The sequence below is a fragment of the Burkholderia sp. IMCC1007 genome (assembly GCF_027257875.1).
In the GTDB taxonomy this organism is placed as follows: domain Bacteria; phylum Pseudomonadota; class Gammaproteobacteria; order Burkholderiales; family Burkholderiaceae; genus Burkholderia.
In genome coordinates, this window is sequence record NZ_JAPVQY010000028.1 from 41,777 (window position 1) to 59,965 (window position 18,189).

Annotated in this window: 15 protein-coding genes and 1 other RNA gene; 8 read left to right on the forward strand and 8 right to left on the reverse strand. The window is 67.8% G+C overall.

Annotated elements, in window-relative coordinates:
• Positions 1 to 6 precede the first annotated feature (6 nt).
• Together O1Q03_RS22705 and ffs are read right to left on the reverse strand one after the other, a co-directional pair.
• On the reverse strand, positions 7 to 2,205 hold the full coding sequence (locus tag O1Q03_RS22705; RefSeq protein WP_269506282.1) for a DNA polymerase III subunit gamma/tau: 2,199 nt from the start codon (positions 2,203 to 2,205) through the stop codon (positions 7 to 9).
• A 142-nt stretch (positions 2,206 to 2,347) separates the two neighbouring features.
• Positions 2,348 to 2,446: signal recognition particle sRNA small type (ffs, locus tag O1Q03_RS22710), an RNA gene on the reverse strand.
• A gap of 416 nt (positions 2,447 to 2,862) precedes the next feature.
• On the opposite strand from ffs, the gene trxA reads away from it, so the two are divergent.
• The 8 genes from trxA (at position 2,863) to O1Q03_RS22750 (ending at position 11,561) form a co-directional block, all read left to right on the forward strand.
• Positions 2,863 to 3,189 carry a thioredoxin TrxA gene (gene trxA / locus O1Q03_RS22715; RefSeq protein WP_006402348.1) on the forward strand — a complete coding sequence of 109 codons (327 nt, stop codon included), beginning with the start codon at positions 2,863 to 2,865 and terminating at the stop codon, positions 3,187 to 3,189.
• Between the two features lie 295 nt (positions 3,190 to 3,484).
• Entirely contained in the window at positions 3,485 to 4,747 is a 1,263-nt protein-coding gene (gene rho / locus O1Q03_RS22720; RefSeq protein WP_006478662.1) for a transcription termination factor Rho, read from the forward strand.
• A 130-nt stretch (positions 4,748 to 4,877) separates the two neighbouring features.
• Positions 4,878 to 5,378, forward strand: a complete 501-nt coding sequence (locus O1Q03_RS22725; RefSeq protein ID WP_269506284.1) for a MerR family transcriptional regulator — start codon at positions 4,878 to 4,880, stop codon at positions 5,376 to 5,378.
• The gene (locus O1Q03_RS22730) at positions 5,375 to 6,931 is read left to right on the forward strand and encodes an MFS transporter (RefSeq protein ID WP_269506286.1); all 1,557 of its coding nucleotides are present in this window, start codon (positions 5,375 to 5,377) and stop codon (positions 6,929 to 6,931) included. Before O1Q03_RS22725 ends, O1Q03_RS22730 begins: the two co-directional genes overlap by 4 nt.
• Before the next feature lie 38 nt (positions 6,932 to 6,969).
• Positions 6,970 to 7,803, forward strand: a complete 834-nt coding sequence (locus tag O1Q03_RS22735) for a zinc-dependent peptidase (protein ID WP_269506288.1) — start codon at positions 6,970 to 6,972, stop codon at positions 7,801 to 7,803.
• Between the two features lie 157 nt (positions 7,804 to 7,960).
• Positions 7,961 to 8,227, forward strand: coding sequence for a type B 50S ribosomal protein L31 (locus tag O1Q03_RS22740; RefSeq protein ID WP_175684436.1), 267 nt, complete (start codon positions 7,961 to 7,963; stop codon positions 8,225 to 8,227).
• A 143-nt stretch (positions 8,228 to 8,370) separates the two neighbouring features.
• The gene (locus O1Q03_RS22745) at positions 8,371 to 10,203 is read left to right on the forward strand and encodes an ArnT family glycosyltransferase (RefSeq protein ID WP_269506289.1); all 1,833 of its coding nucleotides are present in this window, start codon (positions 8,371 to 8,373) and stop codon (positions 10,201 to 10,203) included.
• Between the two features lie 2 nt (positions 10,204 to 10,205).
• Positions 10,206 to 11,561, forward strand: a complete 1,356-nt coding sequence (locus O1Q03_RS22750) for an MATE family efflux transporter (protein ID WP_269506290.1) — start codon at positions 10,206 to 10,208, stop codon at positions 11,559 to 11,561.
• 13 nt (positions 11,562 to 11,574) lie between these two features.
• On the opposite strand, the gene lipA is transcribed toward O1Q03_RS22750, so the two are convergent.
• The 6 genes from lipA to O1Q03_RS22780 all read right to left on the reverse strand — a co-directional run bounded on the left by lipA (position 11,575) and on the right by O1Q03_RS22780 (position 17,680).
• Positions 11,575 to 12,540: a lipoyl synthase gene (lipA, locus tag O1Q03_RS22755; protein WP_269506291.1), complete on the reverse strand. Its 966-nt coding sequence runs from the start codon at positions 12,538 to 12,540 to the stop codon at positions 11,575 to 11,577.
• A 2-nt stretch (positions 12,541 to 12,542) separates the two neighbouring features.
• Entirely contained in the window at positions 12,543 to 13,658 is a 1,116-nt protein-coding gene (locus O1Q03_RS22760) for an acetoin dehydrogenase dihydrolipoyllysine-residue acetyltransferase subunit (RefSeq protein WP_269506292.1), read from the reverse strand.
• Between the two features lie 4 nt (positions 13,659 to 13,662).
• On the reverse strand, positions 13,663 to 14,667 hold the full coding sequence (locus O1Q03_RS22765; RefSeq protein WP_269506293.1) for an alpha-ketoacid dehydrogenase subunit beta: 1,005 nt from the start codon (positions 14,665 to 14,667) through the stop codon (positions 13,663 to 13,665).
• A gap of 55 nt (positions 14,668 to 14,722) precedes the next feature.
• Complete coding sequence (locus tag O1Q03_RS22770) at positions 14,723 to 15,706, reverse strand: thiamine pyrophosphate-dependent dehydrogenase E1 component subunit alpha (RefSeq protein WP_269506294.1); 984 nt, start codon at positions 15,704 to 15,706, stop codon at positions 14,723 to 14,725.
• 77 nt (positions 15,707 to 15,783) lie between these two features.
• On the reverse strand, positions 15,784 to 16,560 hold the full coding sequence (locus O1Q03_RS22775) for an SDR family NAD(P)-dependent oxidoreductase (RefSeq protein ID WP_269506295.1): 777 nt from the start codon (positions 16,558 to 16,560) through the stop codon (positions 15,784 to 15,786).
• Between the two features lie 61 nt (positions 16,561 to 16,621).
• Positions 16,622 to 17,680 (reverse strand): ATP-NAD kinase family protein, encoded by a 1,059-nt coding sequence (locus tag O1Q03_RS22780; protein WP_269506296.1) that lies wholly within the window; start codon positions 17,678 to 17,680, stop codon positions 16,622 to 16,624.
• Positions 17,681 to 18,189: the final 509 nt, after the last annotated feature.

An 18,189-nucleotide genomic window follows, 5' to 3' on the forward strand; every position in this document is an offset into this window, starting at 1 on the left:
ATTCGTTCAATGCAGCGTTGGCGGCGTCGCGTCCGGCGCCGAATCGGCAAGCGGCCGCACCGAGCCTTCGACGATACGCGCGCCGAAGTCGCGCACGAGTTGCTGGACGAACGGATCGCCGTGGATCTCCTGCTCGGCCTCGCGCTGGCGCGCCGCGCGTGCGGCCGCATCGAGCGCCGCTGCGGTGCGTCGTGCGGGCCCGACCTCGACCGCGACCTCGACCGGCCTGCCGAGCGCGTCGGCCAGCGCAGCCTTCAGTTTCGCGACCTGCGCGGCGTCCGCGTACTGCGGCACCGGCACGGAAAGTTTCAGCGTCGTCGCATCGACGGCCGTCAGCTCGCTGTTGAACGCCAGCTGATACGCGACGCCCTTGAGCGGCAGCCGGGCGGCCAGTGCCGGCCAATCGCCGTCGAAACCGACCGGATCGAGCGCGATCGCGGGCGGCAGCGGACGCGTGTCGACCGATGCGGACGGACGGGCCTCGGCCGGCTTCGGCGCAATGCGCACGTCGTCCGGGCCGCTGTCGAACACCGGCACGAAGCCGTCGTCGGCCGCGCCGCCGAACATCTCGTCCGCACTGAGCGGCACGTATTCGTCCGGCGGGATGTCCTCCCACGGCGGCAGAGCCTGACGCGTGTCGGCGGCCTGCGGTGCGCGGGCCGCCGCGCGCGGCGTCGGCACCTGCACGGCGGGACGCGACGCAGCCGGTTTCTCGGCGGCCGGCTGAGCTGCCGCCGGCTTTGGCGCAGCGCCGGCCCGCGAGCGCTCGGACGACACGCGCATGCCGGCATTGCGCAGCACGTCGAGTGCGGCCGCCGCGCCACCGCGCGGCGCGGAACGCGCGGCCGGCGCAGCACGCGGCGCCGGTTCGGCCGGCACATCGACCGCAACCGGTGCGGCCGCAGGCTTCACGGCAGCGGCGCTTGACGTATCGGCGGACGGCGCAGGCGCCGGACGCGCCGCTGGCGCAGCCGGGGCGACAGCAGCTTGCGGGCGCACTCCCTGCGCAGGCGCTGCCGGCTTTTTGGCCAATGCCGCCGGCGCGGCAACCGCTTCCGTGCGCGGCGCGGGCACGGCACGCGGCGCGGCCGGCTGGCCGCCGGGTGCACTGCCGGCAGCGACGGCCGGCTCGAACGCGAGCATCCGCAGCAGCGTCATCGTGAAGCCGGCGTACTCGTCCGGCGCAAGGCCGAGTTCCGCGCGTCCGACCGTCGAGATCTGGTAGAACAACTGAACCTGCTCGGGGCTCAGCGTTTCCGCGAAGCGCCGCAGGTCGGCCGCTTCCGGCCATTCGTCCAGCACCGAACCCGGTGCGAACTGCGCCCATGCGATCCGGTGCAGCAGGCTCGCGAGATCCTGCAGCGCGGTGGAAAACGACAGGCTGCGCAGCGACATCTCGTCGGCGATCGCGAGGATCTCCGGGCCGTTGCCGGCGGCGAGCGCATCGAGCAGGCGCACCATGTAGGTCTGGTCGAGCGCGCCGAGCATGCCCGACACGGCCGCCTCGGTCACTTCGTTCGCCGAATAGGCGATCGCCTGGTCGGTCAGCGACAGCGCATCGCGCATGCTGCCCTGCGCCGCACGCGCGAGCAGACGCAGCGCCTGCTGCTCGAACGAGATATGTTCTTCGCCGAGGATGCGCTCGAGGTGCGACACGATGTGCCCGGCCGGCATCTGCTTCAGGTTGAACTGCAGGCAGCGCGACAGCACGGTGACGGGAATCTTCTGCGGATCGGTCGTCGCGAGGATGAACTTGACGTGCGGCGGCGGCTCCTCGAGCGTCTTCAGCATCGCGTTGAACGCATGGTTCGTCAGCATGTGCACTTCGTCGATCATGTAGACCTTGAAGCGCGCATCGACGGGCGCGTACACCGCGCGCTCGAGCAGCGCGGCCATCTCGTCGACGCCGCGGTTGCTCGCCGCGTCCATCTCGACGTAGTCGACGAAGCGGCCTTCGTCGATCTCGCGGCACGCGCGGCACACGCCGCACGGCTGCGACGTGACGCCGGTTTCACAGTTGAGCGCCTTCGCGAAGATCCGCGACAGCGTCGTCTTGCCGACGCCGCGGGTTCCGGTAAACAGATAGGCGTGATGGAGACGCCCGCCGTCGAGCGCGTGCGTGAGCGCCCTGACGACGTGCTCCTGGCCGACGAGCGAAGCGAAATCCTTCGGACGCCACTTGCGTGCGAGAACTTGATAGGTCATCGGGAAATTGTATCAGTAACGCTGCGTCGCGCCGACACGCGAAACGGTGCGGAATATGGGCAAAGCGCGGGGAAAACGGAGAGTGACGCAGCGGAGAACGACGCAGAAATAAAAATCGCCCGGCGAACGGGGCGAGAGGGAAGGTGACGAGCCCAACCCTCGGCACTGGCAGAAAACGATTGTGGCTGCTTCGTTCCCGACCTGACCAGGTTCACCGCCCCACCATGCGAGGAGGCCCGTCACGGCATATTCTATCACCGCTTCCAGCCGAATGCGATCGTTTGTTCGCAACAATGCGCAGGATTGCACGAACCGGCGCGCGATGCGGTCGCACAGTCCGCGCGAGCACACGTATATACAACGGGGTTATGGACAGCGGCTCTTGTATTTCGCGCACAGGCCTCCACCTTCGAAACGCACCGGTCGAACGGCGCGTCGTACCCCTACTCGCGAAGCGGCTACTATCGCCGCCCGCAGCAGATAGCAATTTAGGCTAATATGACGCCCGAACGACCCGCGAGCCGCGGCATGCAGCGCTTACGCCCCTCCTTTCCGGAAAGGCGGAGTGACCTGCCGCAGCGGCCGGCAGCCTACGGCGGCCGGTACCGCTGCAACGCGCAAGCAGGCAGTCCCCGAACCGTAAGAGGTATTGACCCAATGAGCGAACAGATCAAACACATCAGCGACGCATCGTTCGAACAGGACGTCGTCAAATCCGACAAGCCCGTGCTCGTCGACTTCTGGGCCGAATGGTGCGGCCCGTGCAAGATGATCGCCCCGATCCTCGACGAAGTCGCGAAGGACTACGGCGACAAGCTGCAGATCGCGAAGATCAACGTCGACGACAACCAGGCAACGCCTGCGAAGTTCGGCGTGCGCGGCATCCCGACGCTGATCCTGTTCAAGAACGGCGCGGCCGCCGCGCAGAAAGTCGGCGCGCTGTCGAAGTCGCAGCTCACCGCATTCCTGGACAGCCACCTGTAATACCGGCAGTCCCGCGGACGTGTTGTGAAACCGCAACACCGACCCCCCCGAGCCACCCCACCGCCGCGCAGGCGCGCATTCCGGGTCCCCCACCGTTAAACCGGGTCTGCCCGGGTGTGTTTTTTAAACCCAAAAACCCGCCCCCCGCCGAGCCACCGATCGGCCGCTCAGGCGCGAATCGGCATATGCTAGAATCAAAAAACGTCTACAAGACGCATTAAGTCTCAGAGCGCCTCCGCTCGCCCTCCTCCCTTTATTTCTTTTCGTCGCTTCTCCTCCCTGGCGGGTTCTCCGTATGCATTTATCCGAGCTCAAGTCTCTGCACGTCTCCGAACTGATCGAAATGGCCAACGGCCTGGAGATCGAAAACGCGAACCGCCTGCGCAAGCAGGAGCTGATGTTCGCCATTCTCAAAAAGCGCGCCAAGACGGGAGAGACGATCTTCGGCGACGGTACGCTCGAAGTGCTGCCGGACGGCTTCGGCTTCCTGCGCTCGCCGGAAATGTCGTACCTCGCGAGCACCGACGACATCTACATCAGCCCGTCGCAGATCCGCCGCTTCAACCTGCACACCGGCGACACCATCGAAGGTGAAGTCCGCACGCCGAAGGACGGCGAGCGCTACTTCGCGCTGGTGAAGGTCGACAAAGTCAACGGGCAGCCGCCCGAGGCCTCGAAACACAAGATCATGTTCGAGAACCTCACGCCGCTGCACCCGAACAAGCCGCTGTCGCTCGAGCGCGAAATGCGCGGCGAGGAAAACGTCACGGGCCGCATCATCGACATGATCGCGCCGATCGGCAAGGGCCAGCGCGGCCTGCTCGTCGCGTCGCCGAAGTCGGGCAAGACCGTGATGCTCCAGCACATCGCGCACGCGATCAAGCAGAACCACCCGGACGTGATCCTGTTCGTGCTGCTGATCGACGAGCGTCCGGAAGAAGTGACGGAAATGCAGCGTTCGGTCGCCGGCGAAGTGATCGCATCGACGTTCGACGAACCGGCCACGCGCCACGTGCAGGTCGCCGAAATGGTGATCGAGAAGGCCAAGCGCCTCGTCGAAATGAAGCACGACGTCGTGATTCTGCTCGACTCGATCACGCGTCTCGCCCGTGCGTACAACACCGTGATCCCGGCGTCGGGCAAGGTGCTGACGGGCGGTGTCGACGCGAACGCGCTGCAGCGTCCGAAGCGCTTCTTCGGCGCGGCGCGCAACATCGAGGAAGGCGGCTCGCTGACGATCATCGGCACCGCGCTGATCGAAACCGGCAGCCGCATGGACGACGTGATCTACGAAGAGTTCAAGGGCACCGGCAACATGGAAGTGCACCTCGAGCGCCGTCTCGCGGAAAAGCGCGTGTATCCGTCGATCAACCTGAACAAGTCGGGCACGCGTCGCGAAGAAATGCTGATCAAGCCCGAGATCCTTCAGAAGATCTGGGTGCTGCGCAAGTTCATCCACGACATGGACGAAGTCGAGGCAATGGAATTCCTGCTCGACAAGATCCGCCAGACGAAGAGCAACTCCGAGTTCTTCGACCTGATGCGCCGCGGCGGCTAAGCGCCCCCGCCCGCAGCAACGGCCGCCCGCGCGTTTCGCCGGCGGCCGTTTTTTTGCCTCAACCTGAACGTGAACGTACAGGTTGATCTATAATCGCGTCATCCCGCTGACTAATTCCCGCCCTGCCCCGATGCCGAACGACACCTCTCCTTCGCTGCTGACCGTAAGCGACGCCGCCTCGCGGCTCGGCGTCACGCCCCGCACGCTGAAGTACTACGAAGAGCGCGGGCTCGTCACGCCGTCGCGCAGCGGCGGCCGCTACCGGCTGTACGACGAGGCCGACCTCGAGCGCTTCGCCCGCATCCTGCGGCTGCGCTCGCTCGGCTTCTCGCTGCACGGCATCACCGAGATGCTCAAGCGCCCGCTCGAAGAAACGGGCGACGGCCGGCGCCGCTATTCGGACACGTCGCTGCGCGAGATCCGCGCCGGCCTCGCCGAACAGATCGACACGCTCGACGAACGGATCGCGGCCGTCCAGCGCGAGCTGAAGGATGCCGTCGCGCTGCGCAAGGAGCTGCAGCACGATATCGACTACATCGAACGGCGTCTCGCCGGCGAAAACGCCGATACGCTGATCGCGCAGCGGCAGGCCGAAGCCGGCACGCGCCGCACGCGCAACGCGCGCACATGAACGTCGCGCCCGACCGCTCGCCGCTGTGGAGCCGCGCGAACCTGCGTGCGGACCTGTTCCCGTGGGCGCTCGCGCTGGTCACCGGCATCGACTATTTCGACAACGCGGCCTTTTCGTTCTTCGCGAGCTACATTGCCGGAGGCATCAACGCGTCGCCCGACGAGCTCGTGTGGTCGTCGAGCGCGTATGCGGTCATGGCCGTGCTCGGCATCCTGCAGCAGCAATGGTGGGTCGACCGGCTCGGGCATCGCCGCTACGTCGCCGGCTGCATGCTGATGTTCTCGCTGGGCGCGATCGCGGCCGCACTCGCCGACACGTCGCTCGAACTCGCGTTCGCGCGCGGCTTTCAGGGCTATTTCATCGGGCCGATGATGGGCGCGTGCCGGATCCTGATCCAGATCAGCTTCAAGCCGCAGGAACGGCCGCCTGCGACGCGCGCGTTCCTGATCATGATCCTGCTCGGCAGCGCGCTTGCACCGATCGTCGGCGGGCTGCTCGTCGCGCATTCGACGTGGCGCGCGCTGTTCGCGTGGACGGCGCCCGCCGGCATCGCGTTCGCGATCCTCGCGCTGCTCACGCTGCCCGATTCGGGCAGGACGCCCGACGACGAACGCGGCTCCGGGCACTTCTGGCCGTACGTCGTGTTCGCGCTCGCGCAAGGCGCGCTGCAGATCGTGCTGCAGCAGGTGCACTACCAGCTCTACAGCGGCTCGCCGACGCTGATCCTGCTGACGATCGCAGGGCTCGGCGCGCTCGCGTGGTTCGCGTATCACCAGTGGAACCATCCGACGCCGCTGGTGCGGCTGCATGCGCTGCGCGAGCGCACATTCCAGGTCGGGCTGCTGCTGTACATGTTCTATTACTACGAGTCGACGGCTTTCAGTTACCTGACCTCGCGGCTGCTCGAAGGCGGCCTTGGCTATCCGGTCGAGAATGCAGGACGGCTGGTCGGCACGATGTCGCTGATCTCGGCCACCGCGCTGTTCGCCTATCTGCGCTACGCGAAGCTCGTCACGCACAAGAAATGGTTCGTCGTGCCGGGGTTCGCGATCGCGATCGTCGCCGCACTGTGGATGACGCGGATGACGCCGCAGGTCGGCGAGGCCGCGCTGATCGGCCCGCTGCTGCTGCGCGGGCTGCTGCTGCTGTTCATCGTGCTGCCCGTCGCGAACCTGACGTTTCGCATCTTCGCGATCGACGAATACACGCACGGCTACCGGCTGAAGAACATCGTGCGACAGCTGACGATTTCGTTCGCGACATCGTCGGTGATCATCGTCGAGCAGCACCGCGTGGCCGTGCACCAGACGCGGCTCGTCGAGCGCGCCAACGTGTTCGAGCCGGCGTTCCAGCAAACGGTCGACGCCCTCACGCGCAGCTATGCGGCGGCCGGCCACGCGCTGGCGGAAGCGCACGGCCTCGCGATCGGATCGATCGCGCGGATGGTCGCGCAGCAGGCGTCGTTCCTCGCATCGCTCGACGGCTTCTATTTCCTCGCGGGCGTCGCGCTCGTCGGCGGCCTTTTTGCGGCATGGCAAAAAGAGATCGATTGAGTTAAAAGACAGGCTTTGGATTTCCGCACCCCGCCTCCATGCTTTCGAAACTGACCCGCTGGTTCGATGATCGCCGCCGCGACCGCGCGCTGCGCAGCCATCCGATTCCTGATGCGCTGTGGCAGCAAACCGTCGAGCGGCTGCCGTTCCTCGCCGCGCTGCCGCCGGGCGACATCGGCCGGCTGCGCGAGCTGACGAGCCTGTTCATCGCGAAGAAGTCGTTTTCGACCGCGCACGGGCTCGAGCTCACCGATGCGATGATCGTCGCGATCGCCGCGCAGGCCTGCCTGCCGGTGCTGAACCTCGATTTGTCGCTGTACGACGGCTGGGTCGGCGTCGTCGTGTATCCGGGCGAATTCTTGATCCGCAAGACCGTGCAGGACGAGGACGGCGTCGTGCATGAAGTCGAGCAGGATGCCAGCGGCGAGGCCTGGGAAGGCGGCCCCGTGATCCTGTCGTGGGAAGACGCGCAGATGACGGACGGCCGCGACGCGTACAACGTCGTGATCCACGAGTTCGCGCACAAGATCGACATGGTGAACGGCGCAGCCGACGGCTATCCGCCGCTCTTTCGCCGCTGGCACGCGCCGCACCTCGATTCGCAAGCCTGGGCCGACGTGTTCGAACACGCGTACGATCAGTTCTGCGCACGGGTCGACGCGGTGCCGGACCGCGCGTGGGCGCGCTTCGAGCGCGACTCGCTGATCGATCCCTATGCGGCCGACCATCCGTCGGAATTCTTCGCGGTATGCAGCGAAGCGCTGTTCGTGCGCCCGAAAGCGTTCGAGTCCGAATTTCCGGAGCTGTACCGGCTGCTCGCGCACTACTACCGGCAGGATCCGGCCGGCACCGGCGCGCTCGACGCACCCTGAAAATTATTCGTCAACCGTCTGATTTTCTGGCATAATCGCCGTTTTTCGACCTTAGGCAAGTGGCTCGCGCCGGGCTTGACGTCCGCTGATTTGCGCAAATTGCGCGATCCGGCACGGCAAGCGGCGGGTTGGCTACCGCTCTCACCAAGGAAAGACCATGAAAGAAGGCATCCACCCGAATTACCGCGAAGTCGTCTTCCAAGACATGTCGAACGGCTTCAAGTTCATCACGCGCTCGACGATCCAGACGCGTGAAACCATCGAGCACGAAGGCAAGACCTACCCGCTCGCCAAGATCGAAGTGTCGTCGGAATCGCACTCGTTCTACACGGGTCAGCAAAAGATCATGGACACGGCAGGCCGTGTCGAGAAGTTCAAGAACAAGTTCGGCGCACGCGCCAACGGCAAGGCTGCAGCGAAGTAAGCTTTGCACCGATCCGGCGGCGGCAACGCACCGGTTCCGCACGAAAGGGCAGCCCAGGCTGCCCTTTTTTGTCTCCGCTCGCCGGAAAGCCGTCTGTCGGCACCGGGGCAATCGTCTGACGCGCACCGTCCGGCGCGTCTACAATGCCGGATGCTCGAAATCGGCGCGCCCGCGCACGGTTGCGCCGGCCGCCCGCTCATAACAAATCGCTCATCTGCATGAAGCCTGTCGTTCGTCTGACCGCCTCCGCCACGCGCGCGCTGCCGCGCTGGCTGCTGCTCACGCTGTGCCTCGTCTACGCGGCGTTCGGCCTGTTCGGCCGCGACCCGTGGAAAAACGAGGACGCGGCGGGCTTCGGCGTGATGTGGACGATGGCCACCGGCCAGTGGCACGACTGGCTGCTGCCGAATCTCGTCGGCAAGTTCATTACGACGGACGGCCCGCTCGGCTACTGGCTCGGTGCGCTGTCGATCCGCGCGCTCGCGCCGTGGGTCGACGCGAGCAACGCATCGCGCGTCGACACGGGCGTGCTGTTCTGCATCGCGTGCGCGTTCGTCTGGTACGCCGCCTACCTGCTCGGCCGGCGCGCCGAAGTCCAGCCGTTCAAGTACGCATTCGGCGGCGAGCCCGAGCCGCGCGACTACGGCCGCACGCTCGCCGACGGCGCGCTGCTGATTCTCGTCGCCTGCTTCGGACTCGCGGAACGCGGCCACGAGACGACGCCGCAGCTTGCGCAGTTCGCGTGGATCGCGATGCTCGTGTACGGGATCGTGCGCGGCATCGACAAGCCGATGCAGGGCGCGCTGTGGTGGGGCGTCGCGATCGGCCTCGTCGCGCTGTCCGGCAACCCCGTGCTGGTCGTCGCGCTGCTCGCCGGCACGGCCGCGCTGTGGCTCGTCACGCCGGAGATGCGCAATCTGCGCCTGCCGCTGATCGGCGTGCCGGTCGCGGCCGCGATCTTCGCGCTGTGGCCGCTCGCCGCGCTCCACGCGGCTCCCGACGACGCCGCATGGTTCTTCAACCAGTGGATCCACGGCAGCCTGATGCGCTTCTCGGGCCCGCCGACCGCGGTACTCGGCTATGCGGCGAAGAACCTGCCGCTCTTCACGTGGCCCGCGTGGCCGCTTGCGATCTGGGCGTGGTGGAGCTGGGCCGGCATGCGCCGGCGCGCGCACATCGCGATTCCGCTGTCGGTCGTGGTGCCACTCGTCGCGCTCGTGATCCTGCAGAGCCAGCAGTCGAACCGCATGTACATGCTGCTGCTGCCGCCGCTCGCGGTGGTCGCGACCTTCGCGCTGCCGACCCTCAAGCGCGGCGCGATCAACGCGATCGACTGGTTCGCGGTGCTGAGCTTCACGATCCTCGGCACCTTCGTGTGGCTGGTGTGGCTCGCATCGCTCACCGGCTTCCCGCACCCGCTCGCGCGCAACCTCGCGCGCCTCGTGCCGGGTTACGAGCCGCACTTCAAGATCCTGTCGTTCGTCTGCGCGGTGATCGTCACCGTGTGCTGGGTCCTGCTCGCGCGCTGGCGCATCTCGCGCCAGCCGAAGGTGCTGTGGCGCAGCGTCGTGCTGTCGGGCGCGGGCACCACGCTGATGTGGGTGTTGCTGATGACGCTGTGGCTGCCGATCGTCAACTACGGCCGGACCTACAGCGACGTCGCGCAACAGATCGCATCGCATCTGCCGAAGGACTACGAGTGCATCGCGCCCGTGCGGCTCGGCGATGCGCAGATCGCGACCTTCGCGTACTTCGGCGACATGCACTTCGAATTCTCGGGCGACTGCGACGTGATCCTGCGCCAGGACCGCTCGGACTTCGGCGAACCGAGCGCGATGTCGGAATACGTGTGGCGTCTCGTGTGGGAAGGCCGCCGCGTCGCCGACCGCGACGAGCGCTTCCGCCTGTACGAGCGGATCGAACGGCCGAAGGCGCCGATCAAGCGGCGCGGCGCGCGCCATCGGGTGGTCGATTGACGATGTTCGCCGACATCCGCCGGATCGTCGGCCTCGCATGGCCGGTACTCGTCGGCCAGCTCGCGATCATCGCATTCGGCGTGATCGACACGGCCATGGTCGGCCGCTACTCGGCCACCGACCTGGCCGCGCTCGGGCTCGGTTCGTCGATCTACGTGTCCGTCTACATCGGCATGACGGGCATCTTGTCCGCGCTGCAGCCGATCACCGGCCAACTGTACGGCGCGCGGCGCTATGCGGAGATCGGCGAGGAAGTGCGCCAGGCGCTGTGGCTCGCGCTGATGCTCGCAATGCCCGGCTTCCTCCTGCTGCATTTTCCCGAACCGTTGCTGCGTATCGCGCATGCGCCGCCCGCGCTGCACGACCGCACCGTCGATTACCTGCGCATCCTGTCGTACGGCCTGCCGGCGAGCCTCGTATTCCGGATCTACAACGCGCTGACCAACGCGGCCGGCAAGCCGCGCCTCGCGATGATCCTGCAGATCGGCGCGCTGCTGCTCAAGTTTCCGCTGAACGTGTGGTTCATCTTCGGCGGCTACGGCGTGCCGGCGCTCGGCGGCCCCGGCTGCGGGCTCGCGAGCACGCTGATCAACTGGGCGCTCGCGCTGATCGGCTTCACGCTGCTCGCGAAGCTCGACGTATTCGCGCCGCTGTCGATCTTCTCGCGCTTCTGCTGGCCCGTGTGGATGCGCCAGAAGGCGATCCTGAAGCTCGGGGTGCCGATGGGCCTGTCGTACCTGATCGAAGTCACGTCGTACACCTGCATGGCGCTCTTCATCGCACAGTTCGGCACGACCACGCTTGCCGGCCACCAGATCGCCGGCAACATCGGCGCGGTGCTGTACATGACGCCGCTGTCGATCGGCGTGGCGGCGTCGACGCTCGTCGCGCGCGCGCTCGGCGCGGGCCGCCCCGACGAGGCACGGCTGCTCGGACGCCACAGCGTGATGCTCGCGTGCGGGATCGCCGCCGCCTACGGCGTGCTCGTGTTCACGCTGCGGCCACTGATCGTCAGCGGCTACACGCCGAATCCGGCCGTCGCAGCCGCCGCGCTGCCGCTCGTCGCGATCGTCACCTGCTACCACTTCTTCGACGCGCTGCAGATCACGTCCGCGTTCGTGCTGCGCGCGTACAAGGTCGCGGTCGTGCCGACCGTGATCTACGCGGTCGCGCTGTGGGGCGTCGGGCTCGGCGGCGGCTACGTGATCGGCTTCGACGTCGGCGGCATCGCACCCGCATGGCTGACGGGCGCGCGGGGCTTCTGGTTCGCCAACACGATCAGCCTGATGCTGGCGGGCGCGGGGCTCGCGCTGTACCTGCGCCGCGTAAGCGGCGCCCACCTGCCCGTGCGCGCGTGACGCGCGGCCGAGCCTACGCGTCCTCCAGCACGTCGGCCGCGTGATACGACGAGCGCACGAGCGGGCCCGCCACCACTTCCCTGAAACCGAGCGCAAGCCCCTCGGAGCGCCACGCTGCGAACGCGTCCGGACTCACGTAGCGCCGCACCGGCAAATGGTGCGCGGACGGGGCGAGGTACTGGCCGAGCGTGAGCACGTCGACCTCGTGCGCACGCAGCTCGCGCAGCGTGTCCCGCACTTCGTCGTCGCGCTCGCCGAGCCCGAGCATCAATCCCGATTTCGTCACGAGCGTCGGCCGCGCGGCCTTCGCCTGCGCAAGCAGTTCGAGCGAGCCGCGATAGTCGGCGCCCGGCCGCGCCGCCCGATATAGCGACGGCACCGTCTCGATGTTGTGATTGAACACGTCCGGCCACGCCGCCGACAACGCGTCGAGCGCACGCGCGACGCGGCCGCGGAAGTCGGGCGTCAGCACCTCGACGCCGATACCCGGCACGCTCGCGCGCACCGCCGCGATGCACGCGGCGAAATGCGCGGCACCGCCGTCGCGCAGGTCGTCGCGATCGACCGACGTGATCACGACATAGCGCAGCCCGAGCGCCGCGACCGCGTCGGCGAGCCGCGCGGGCTCGTCCGGGTCGAGCGGCTCGGGACGGCCGTGCGCGACGTCGCAGAACGGGCAGCGCCGCGTACACAGGCCGCCCATGATCATGAAGGTCGCCGTGCGCTGCGCGAAGCATTCGCCGATGTTCGGGCACATCGCCTCCTCGCAGACGGAATGCAGCCGGTGATCGCGCAGCACGGCCGCCATGTCGGCGACCGCCCCGCTCATCATCGGCCGCGCCCGCAGCCACGGCGGCTTCGGCAGCGCCGCGCCGGCCGCGGGCTCGACGCGCACCGGAATGCGCGCGAGCTTGTCGCGGCTCCGCGCGCCCGGCTGGCCGAGCGCGGTGAAGCTGGGTCGTTCGAGCGCGGCGGCCATCGTCAGTCTCCGAGGAAGGCGACGATCAGGCGGTTCACGTCGGCAGCCGCCTCCATCTGCACCATGTGACCGCTGCCAGCGATCACCTCGGCACGCACGCCGTCCGGCAAGCCCTGCGCGTGCTGCGCGGGAATCACCTGGTCGCGCTCGCCCCAGATCACGAGCGTGCGCGGCGCAAGCGACGCGAGCCGGTCGCGGAACACGCGGCGCTGCGCGGCGCCGTCGAACGCAGCGTTCGCGATCTTCTCGAGCGCCGCCTGCACGCCTTCGAGCCGCTTGTACTTGACGAGATCCTCGACCAGTTGCCGCGTGACGAGCGCGTTGTCCGCGAACAGCGCGCCGAGGTGCGGCTTCAGCGTGTTGCGGCTGTTGCCGGCGACGAAGCCGTCGATGTAGCCGCGGTTGATCTCGGTGCCGAGCCCGGCGCTCGCGATCAGCGTCAGCGATGCGACGCATTGCGGCGCGCGCTCGGCCACCGTCATCGCGACCGCACCGCCCATCGAATGGCCGATCAGGTGCACGCGCTCGATGTGCTGCGCATCGAGCAGCGCGAGCACCGCGTCGGCCAGCTCGTCGAGGCTGCCGGTCTCGACCGCCTTGCCCGATTCGCCGTGGCCGGGCAAGTCGAGCGCCCATACGGGCCGATGCGCGGCGAGCTCTGCGTGGTTGAACAGCCAGTTGTTCAGGTCGCCGCCGAAGCCGTGGATCAGCACGGCCGGCGTGCCCGAACCGTCGCCCAGCTTCAGGAAGCGGATCGTGCGCCCGCCGATCTGCGCCTTCTCGGGCTGCGGGCCGGCCGCGTCGTCGGAAGCCGCGCTCGGCACGAAGTCGCGCTGGAATTCGGCAATCGCCGCATCGATGTCGGCGTCGCTCGCGTCGGCCGCGGCGACCACGCCGAGCAGCGCACCGACCGGCAGCGTCTCGCCCTCCTGCGCGACCTGCCGGCGCAGCGTGCCGTCGAACGCGCATTCGACGCCCGACGAGATCTTGTCGGTCTCGACGTCGAGCACCTCGTCGCCCTTCGTCACGCGCTCGCCGATCGCCTTCAGCCAGCCGTTGACCTGCCCCTGCTCCATCGACAGCCCCCACTTGGGCATCGTGATCATGTGAATCGACATCGTGTCAGCTCCTCGTCTTGAGTACCGCCTGCGCGATCGCATCGGCGGACGGGATGTACAGGTCTTCCAGCACGCCGGCGAACGGCGTGGGCGTATGCGGCGCGGTCACGAGCTCGATCGGCGCCTTCAGCGAACGGAATGCGCGCTGTGCGACGAGCGCGGCGATGTCGGTCGCGATCGAGCAGCGCGGGTTCGCTTCGTCGACGACCACCACGCGCCCGGTGCGCGCCGCGCTTTCGAGGATCGTTTCCTCGTCGAGCGGCGACGTCGTGCGCAGGTCGATCACGTCGCACTGGATGCCGTCCTTCGCGAGCTTCGCGGCCGCGTCGGTCGCGAGATGCACCATCCGGCCGTAGGTGACGATGGTCGCGTCGTCGCCGTCGCGGACGATGTTCGCCTCGCCGAACGGAATCGCATAGGATTCCTCAGGCACTTCGCCTTCGCGGGTATAGAGCAGCTTGTGCTCGAGGAAAATCACGGGATCGTTGTCGCGAATCGCCTGGATCAGGAGCCCCTTCGCGTCATACGGCGTCGCCGGGCACACGACCTTCAGCCCCGGGATGTGCGTAAACAGCGACGTGAGCATCTGCGAGTGCTGCGCGGCCGCGCGCAGGCCGGCGCCGTACATCGCGCGGATCACGACCGGCGTCACGGCCTTGCCGCCGAACATGTAGCGGAATTTCGCGGCCTGGTTGAAGATCTGGTCGAAGCACACGCCCATGAAATCGATGAACATCAGTTCCGCGACGGGCCGCATCCCGCACGCGGCGGCGCCGACCGCCGCGCCGATGTAGCCGCCCTCCGACAGCGGCGTATCGAGCACGCGGCCCGGAAACTTGTGGAACAGCCCCTTCGTCACGCCGAGCACGCCGCCCCATGCGTCGTCCTCGCCCGGCGCGCCCGCGCCGCCCGCATTGTCCTCGCCCATCACGATCACGCTGTCGTCGCGCGCCATTTCCTGCGCGAGCGCCTCGTTGATCGCCTGCGAATAAGTGATCTTCCTTGCCATGTCTGTCTCCTGGAATGTTCGGTTCGCCGTGCCGGCTTGCTGGGTCAGCCCGCGCTCACGGGTACGACACGTAGACGTCGGTCAGCAGGTCGGCCGCATCGGGCAGCGGCGCGGCCTTCGCCTGCGCGACCGCGTCGTCGATCAGCGCCTTCACCTGCGCGTCGACCGCGCGCAGGTCGTCGGTCGTCAGCGCTTCGGCGCGCACGACGCGCGCTTCGAAATGCTTCAGGCAGTCCTTCTCGTCGCGCAGCTTCTGCACTTCGCCCGGCGCGCGGTAGGTTTGCGCATCGCCTTCGAAGTGGCCGAAATAGCGCGTGAACTTCACCTCGACGAGCGTCGGGCCGCCACCGTTGCGCGCGCGTGCGACCGCTTCGCCGAGCGCTTCGTGTACCGCGAAGAAGTCGAAACCGTCGACGATCACACCGGGCATTCCGAAGCCGTTCGCCCGATCGGCGATGTTGTCGGTCGCGACCGACCAGCTCGACGACGTCGCTTCCGCATAGCCGTTGTTTTCGGCGACGAAAATCGCGGGCAGCCGCCACACCGACGCGAGGTTCATCGATTCGAAGATCACGCCCTGGTTCGACGCGCCGTCGCCGAAGAAGCACACGCCGACGCCGCCCGTCTTCTTGTGCTTGGCCGCGAGCGCCGCACCGCACACGAGCGGGCCGCCCGCGCCGACGATCCCGTTCGCGCCGAGCATCCCCATCGCGAGGTCGGCAATGTGCATCGAGCCGCCCTTGCCGTGACAGACGCCCGTCTTCTTGCCGTAGATCTCGGCCATCATCCCGTGCACGTCGACGCCTTTCGCGATGCAATGGCCGTGGCCGCGGTGCGTGGTGGCGACGTAGTCGTCGAGGCCGAGGTGCAGCATCGTGCCGACCGCGGACGCCTCCTCGCCCGCGTACAGGTGAACGAAGCCGGGAATCTCGCCGGTCGCGAATTCCACGTGCAGACGCTCCTCGAATTCTCGGATCGTGCGCATCAGCCGGTAGGCGTCCAGCAGTGTGTCCCTGCTGAGCTGTGTCGAAGCGGTCATGTGTGTCTCCTGGGTAGGTCTGACTGCGAATGCCGCCGCGGCGACGCCCCGGCGACGGATTGCACGGCCTGCGGCCGTCAGTGGAACGTGAAGCCGCCGTCGACGTTCACGGCCTGGCCCGTCACGTTGTCCATCGTCGCGAAGAACAGCGCGAGCCGGCCCATGTCTTCCGGCGTCTGCGCGCGGCCTTGCGGAATCAGCGTCAACTGGTGCCGCTGCCACGACTCCTCGACCGATTCGCCGTCGGTCTTCCATTCGTCGGACAGCCGGTCCCACATGTAGGTACGCACGATGCCGGGGCAGATCGCGTTGACGGTCACGCCGTCGCGTGCGAGTTCCTTCGCCAGCGCGTTCGTGAAGCCGACCACCGCGAATTTCGATGCGCTGTAGTGGGCGAGATTCGGAAACCCTTCCTTGCCGGCGATCGATGCGACGTTGATGATCCGGCCGCTGCGCTGCGCCTTCAGATGCGGGAGCGCTGCGCGGCAACCGAGGAACGTGCCCTTCGCATTCACGTCCATCACGAAATCCCAGTCGCGCTCGGTCAGTTCGGACACCGGATGAATGCTGATCACGCCCGCACAGTTCACGAGGATGTCGAGCCGGCCGAGGTCGGCGAGCGCCTGCGCGACCATCGCGTCGACCTGCGCGGCCTGCGTGACGTCGACCTTCGCGACCGCCGCGCGCCGGCCGAGCGCGCGCACCTCGCGGGCCGTCGCGTCGAGCGCGTCGTCGAGCAGATCCGCGAGCAGGATGTCGGCGCCGGCGCCCGCAAGCGTCAGCGCAATGCCGCGGCCGATGCCGCGCGCGCCGCCGGTGACGATGGCGACCTGTCCTTCGAGAATGGCTGTCATGGCGATGTCTCCTTGTTGCTTGTTTGGAATGAAAGCGCTGCGTCGTCGAAAAAACGCGCGTTCAGATACGCCACGCACCGACGTTGCGCAGCAACTGCCGCGACGACGCGTAACGCAGCGTGCGGCCGACGTCGACCGTCAGCGGCCCCCGCCAGTCGAGTGCGATCTCGTAGCGATCGCCGCGTGCGACCTCGATTTCGCGTTCGCCGTCGAACGCGAGCGTGCCGTGCTCGAACGGGATCGTCTGCCACGTGCCCGGTTCGAGCCGCTCGCAACTGCGCATCACGACGCGATCGACGCGCCCCGGCGCGATCGGTGCGACGAGCGGCGTGCCATCCGTCTTGCCGTCGCCGGCAAAACGCATCGCAAGCCCGTGCGGCGCGCTGCGCTCGAGCGGCGCCCACGCACCGCCGAGCGCGGACAGCCCGATGCCGTCCGGTTCCGCGAACGTCAGGTACAGCGTGTCGATGTCGTCGGGGCCCGAGATCGCCCGCGCGCCGATGAAGCGCTGACGCGCCGCGCACACGTCGACGAGCGCGATCTCCTCGCGTCCCGCGTTCGAACCGGCCGTGCAGCGCACGACGAGCCGCTTGTTGCGCGTGAATGCGACGTCGGCCGGCACGGCGCCGGTCGCGGCGAGCCCGGCCGCGACGCCTGCGACCGTCGCCTCGCGCTGTTCGGGAAACGCGTTGTTGGTGCCGGTGGACAGCGCGACGAGCGGCGTCGCGCCGCAATGCGCGGCGACCGCGCGATGCGTGCCGTCGCCGCCGAGCACGACGATCAGCGCGACTTCCATCCGGCGCATGCAGACGGCGCCGGCATGCGTATCGGCGACCGTATCGGAGATCGGCAGGTCGATGAATTCGACGTCGGGCCAGCGCTCGTGCGGCGCGACCGCGCGATGCGTATCGAGCGCTCGCATCAGCAGCGTCGCGATGCCCGTCTTGTCGCGCAACGTCAGTACGCGCTCGACGCCCATCGCGCCGAGGCCGGCGAGCAGGCGCACGACCATGTTGGCCTTTTCCGCCGTCGGGAACACGGATGCATGCGTCGTCAGACGGCGAATGTCGCGCCCCGATGCGGGGTTCGCGATCACGCCGACGGTCACGGGCGTCGTCACGGGCTTGTCTCCATCCAGTGGGCCGGCGCTTGCGCGTTGGCACGCGCGCCGGTCCTCCATGTGTCGTCCGCCGTCATCGAGAGCAGCGGATCGTCGTCGCCGACGCGATTGCGCCCGGCTTGCCGGCGATATCTGCAAGCGGCGTGCCAGCGTGTGTGCAACGACCGCCCAACCCGCGTGCGGACGGGCTCGGCGGCGGTGCGCGGGCTCGGCATGGGCTGCCATGACGCGCGTACGCGTCGCGAAATCGCGCATGCGTCTCACCGTGTCGATCTCGCGGCGCGCATGTTTCGGCAGCGTGGCTCGCACGCCGATCCATCCGGCAGGCCACGCGGAACGCGGCACGGCGTGCGCGACCGCGATCCGGGCTGCAACCGCGTGCGGCCCGCCGCTGCGTCTCAGCCGCGCGAGACCCGTTGAGATGCGGGTGAGACGAACGTCTCATGCATCGCGCATGCTGCGATGCAATGTGATCCGCCGAAGCGGATGTGCTACAAGAACAGCGAATT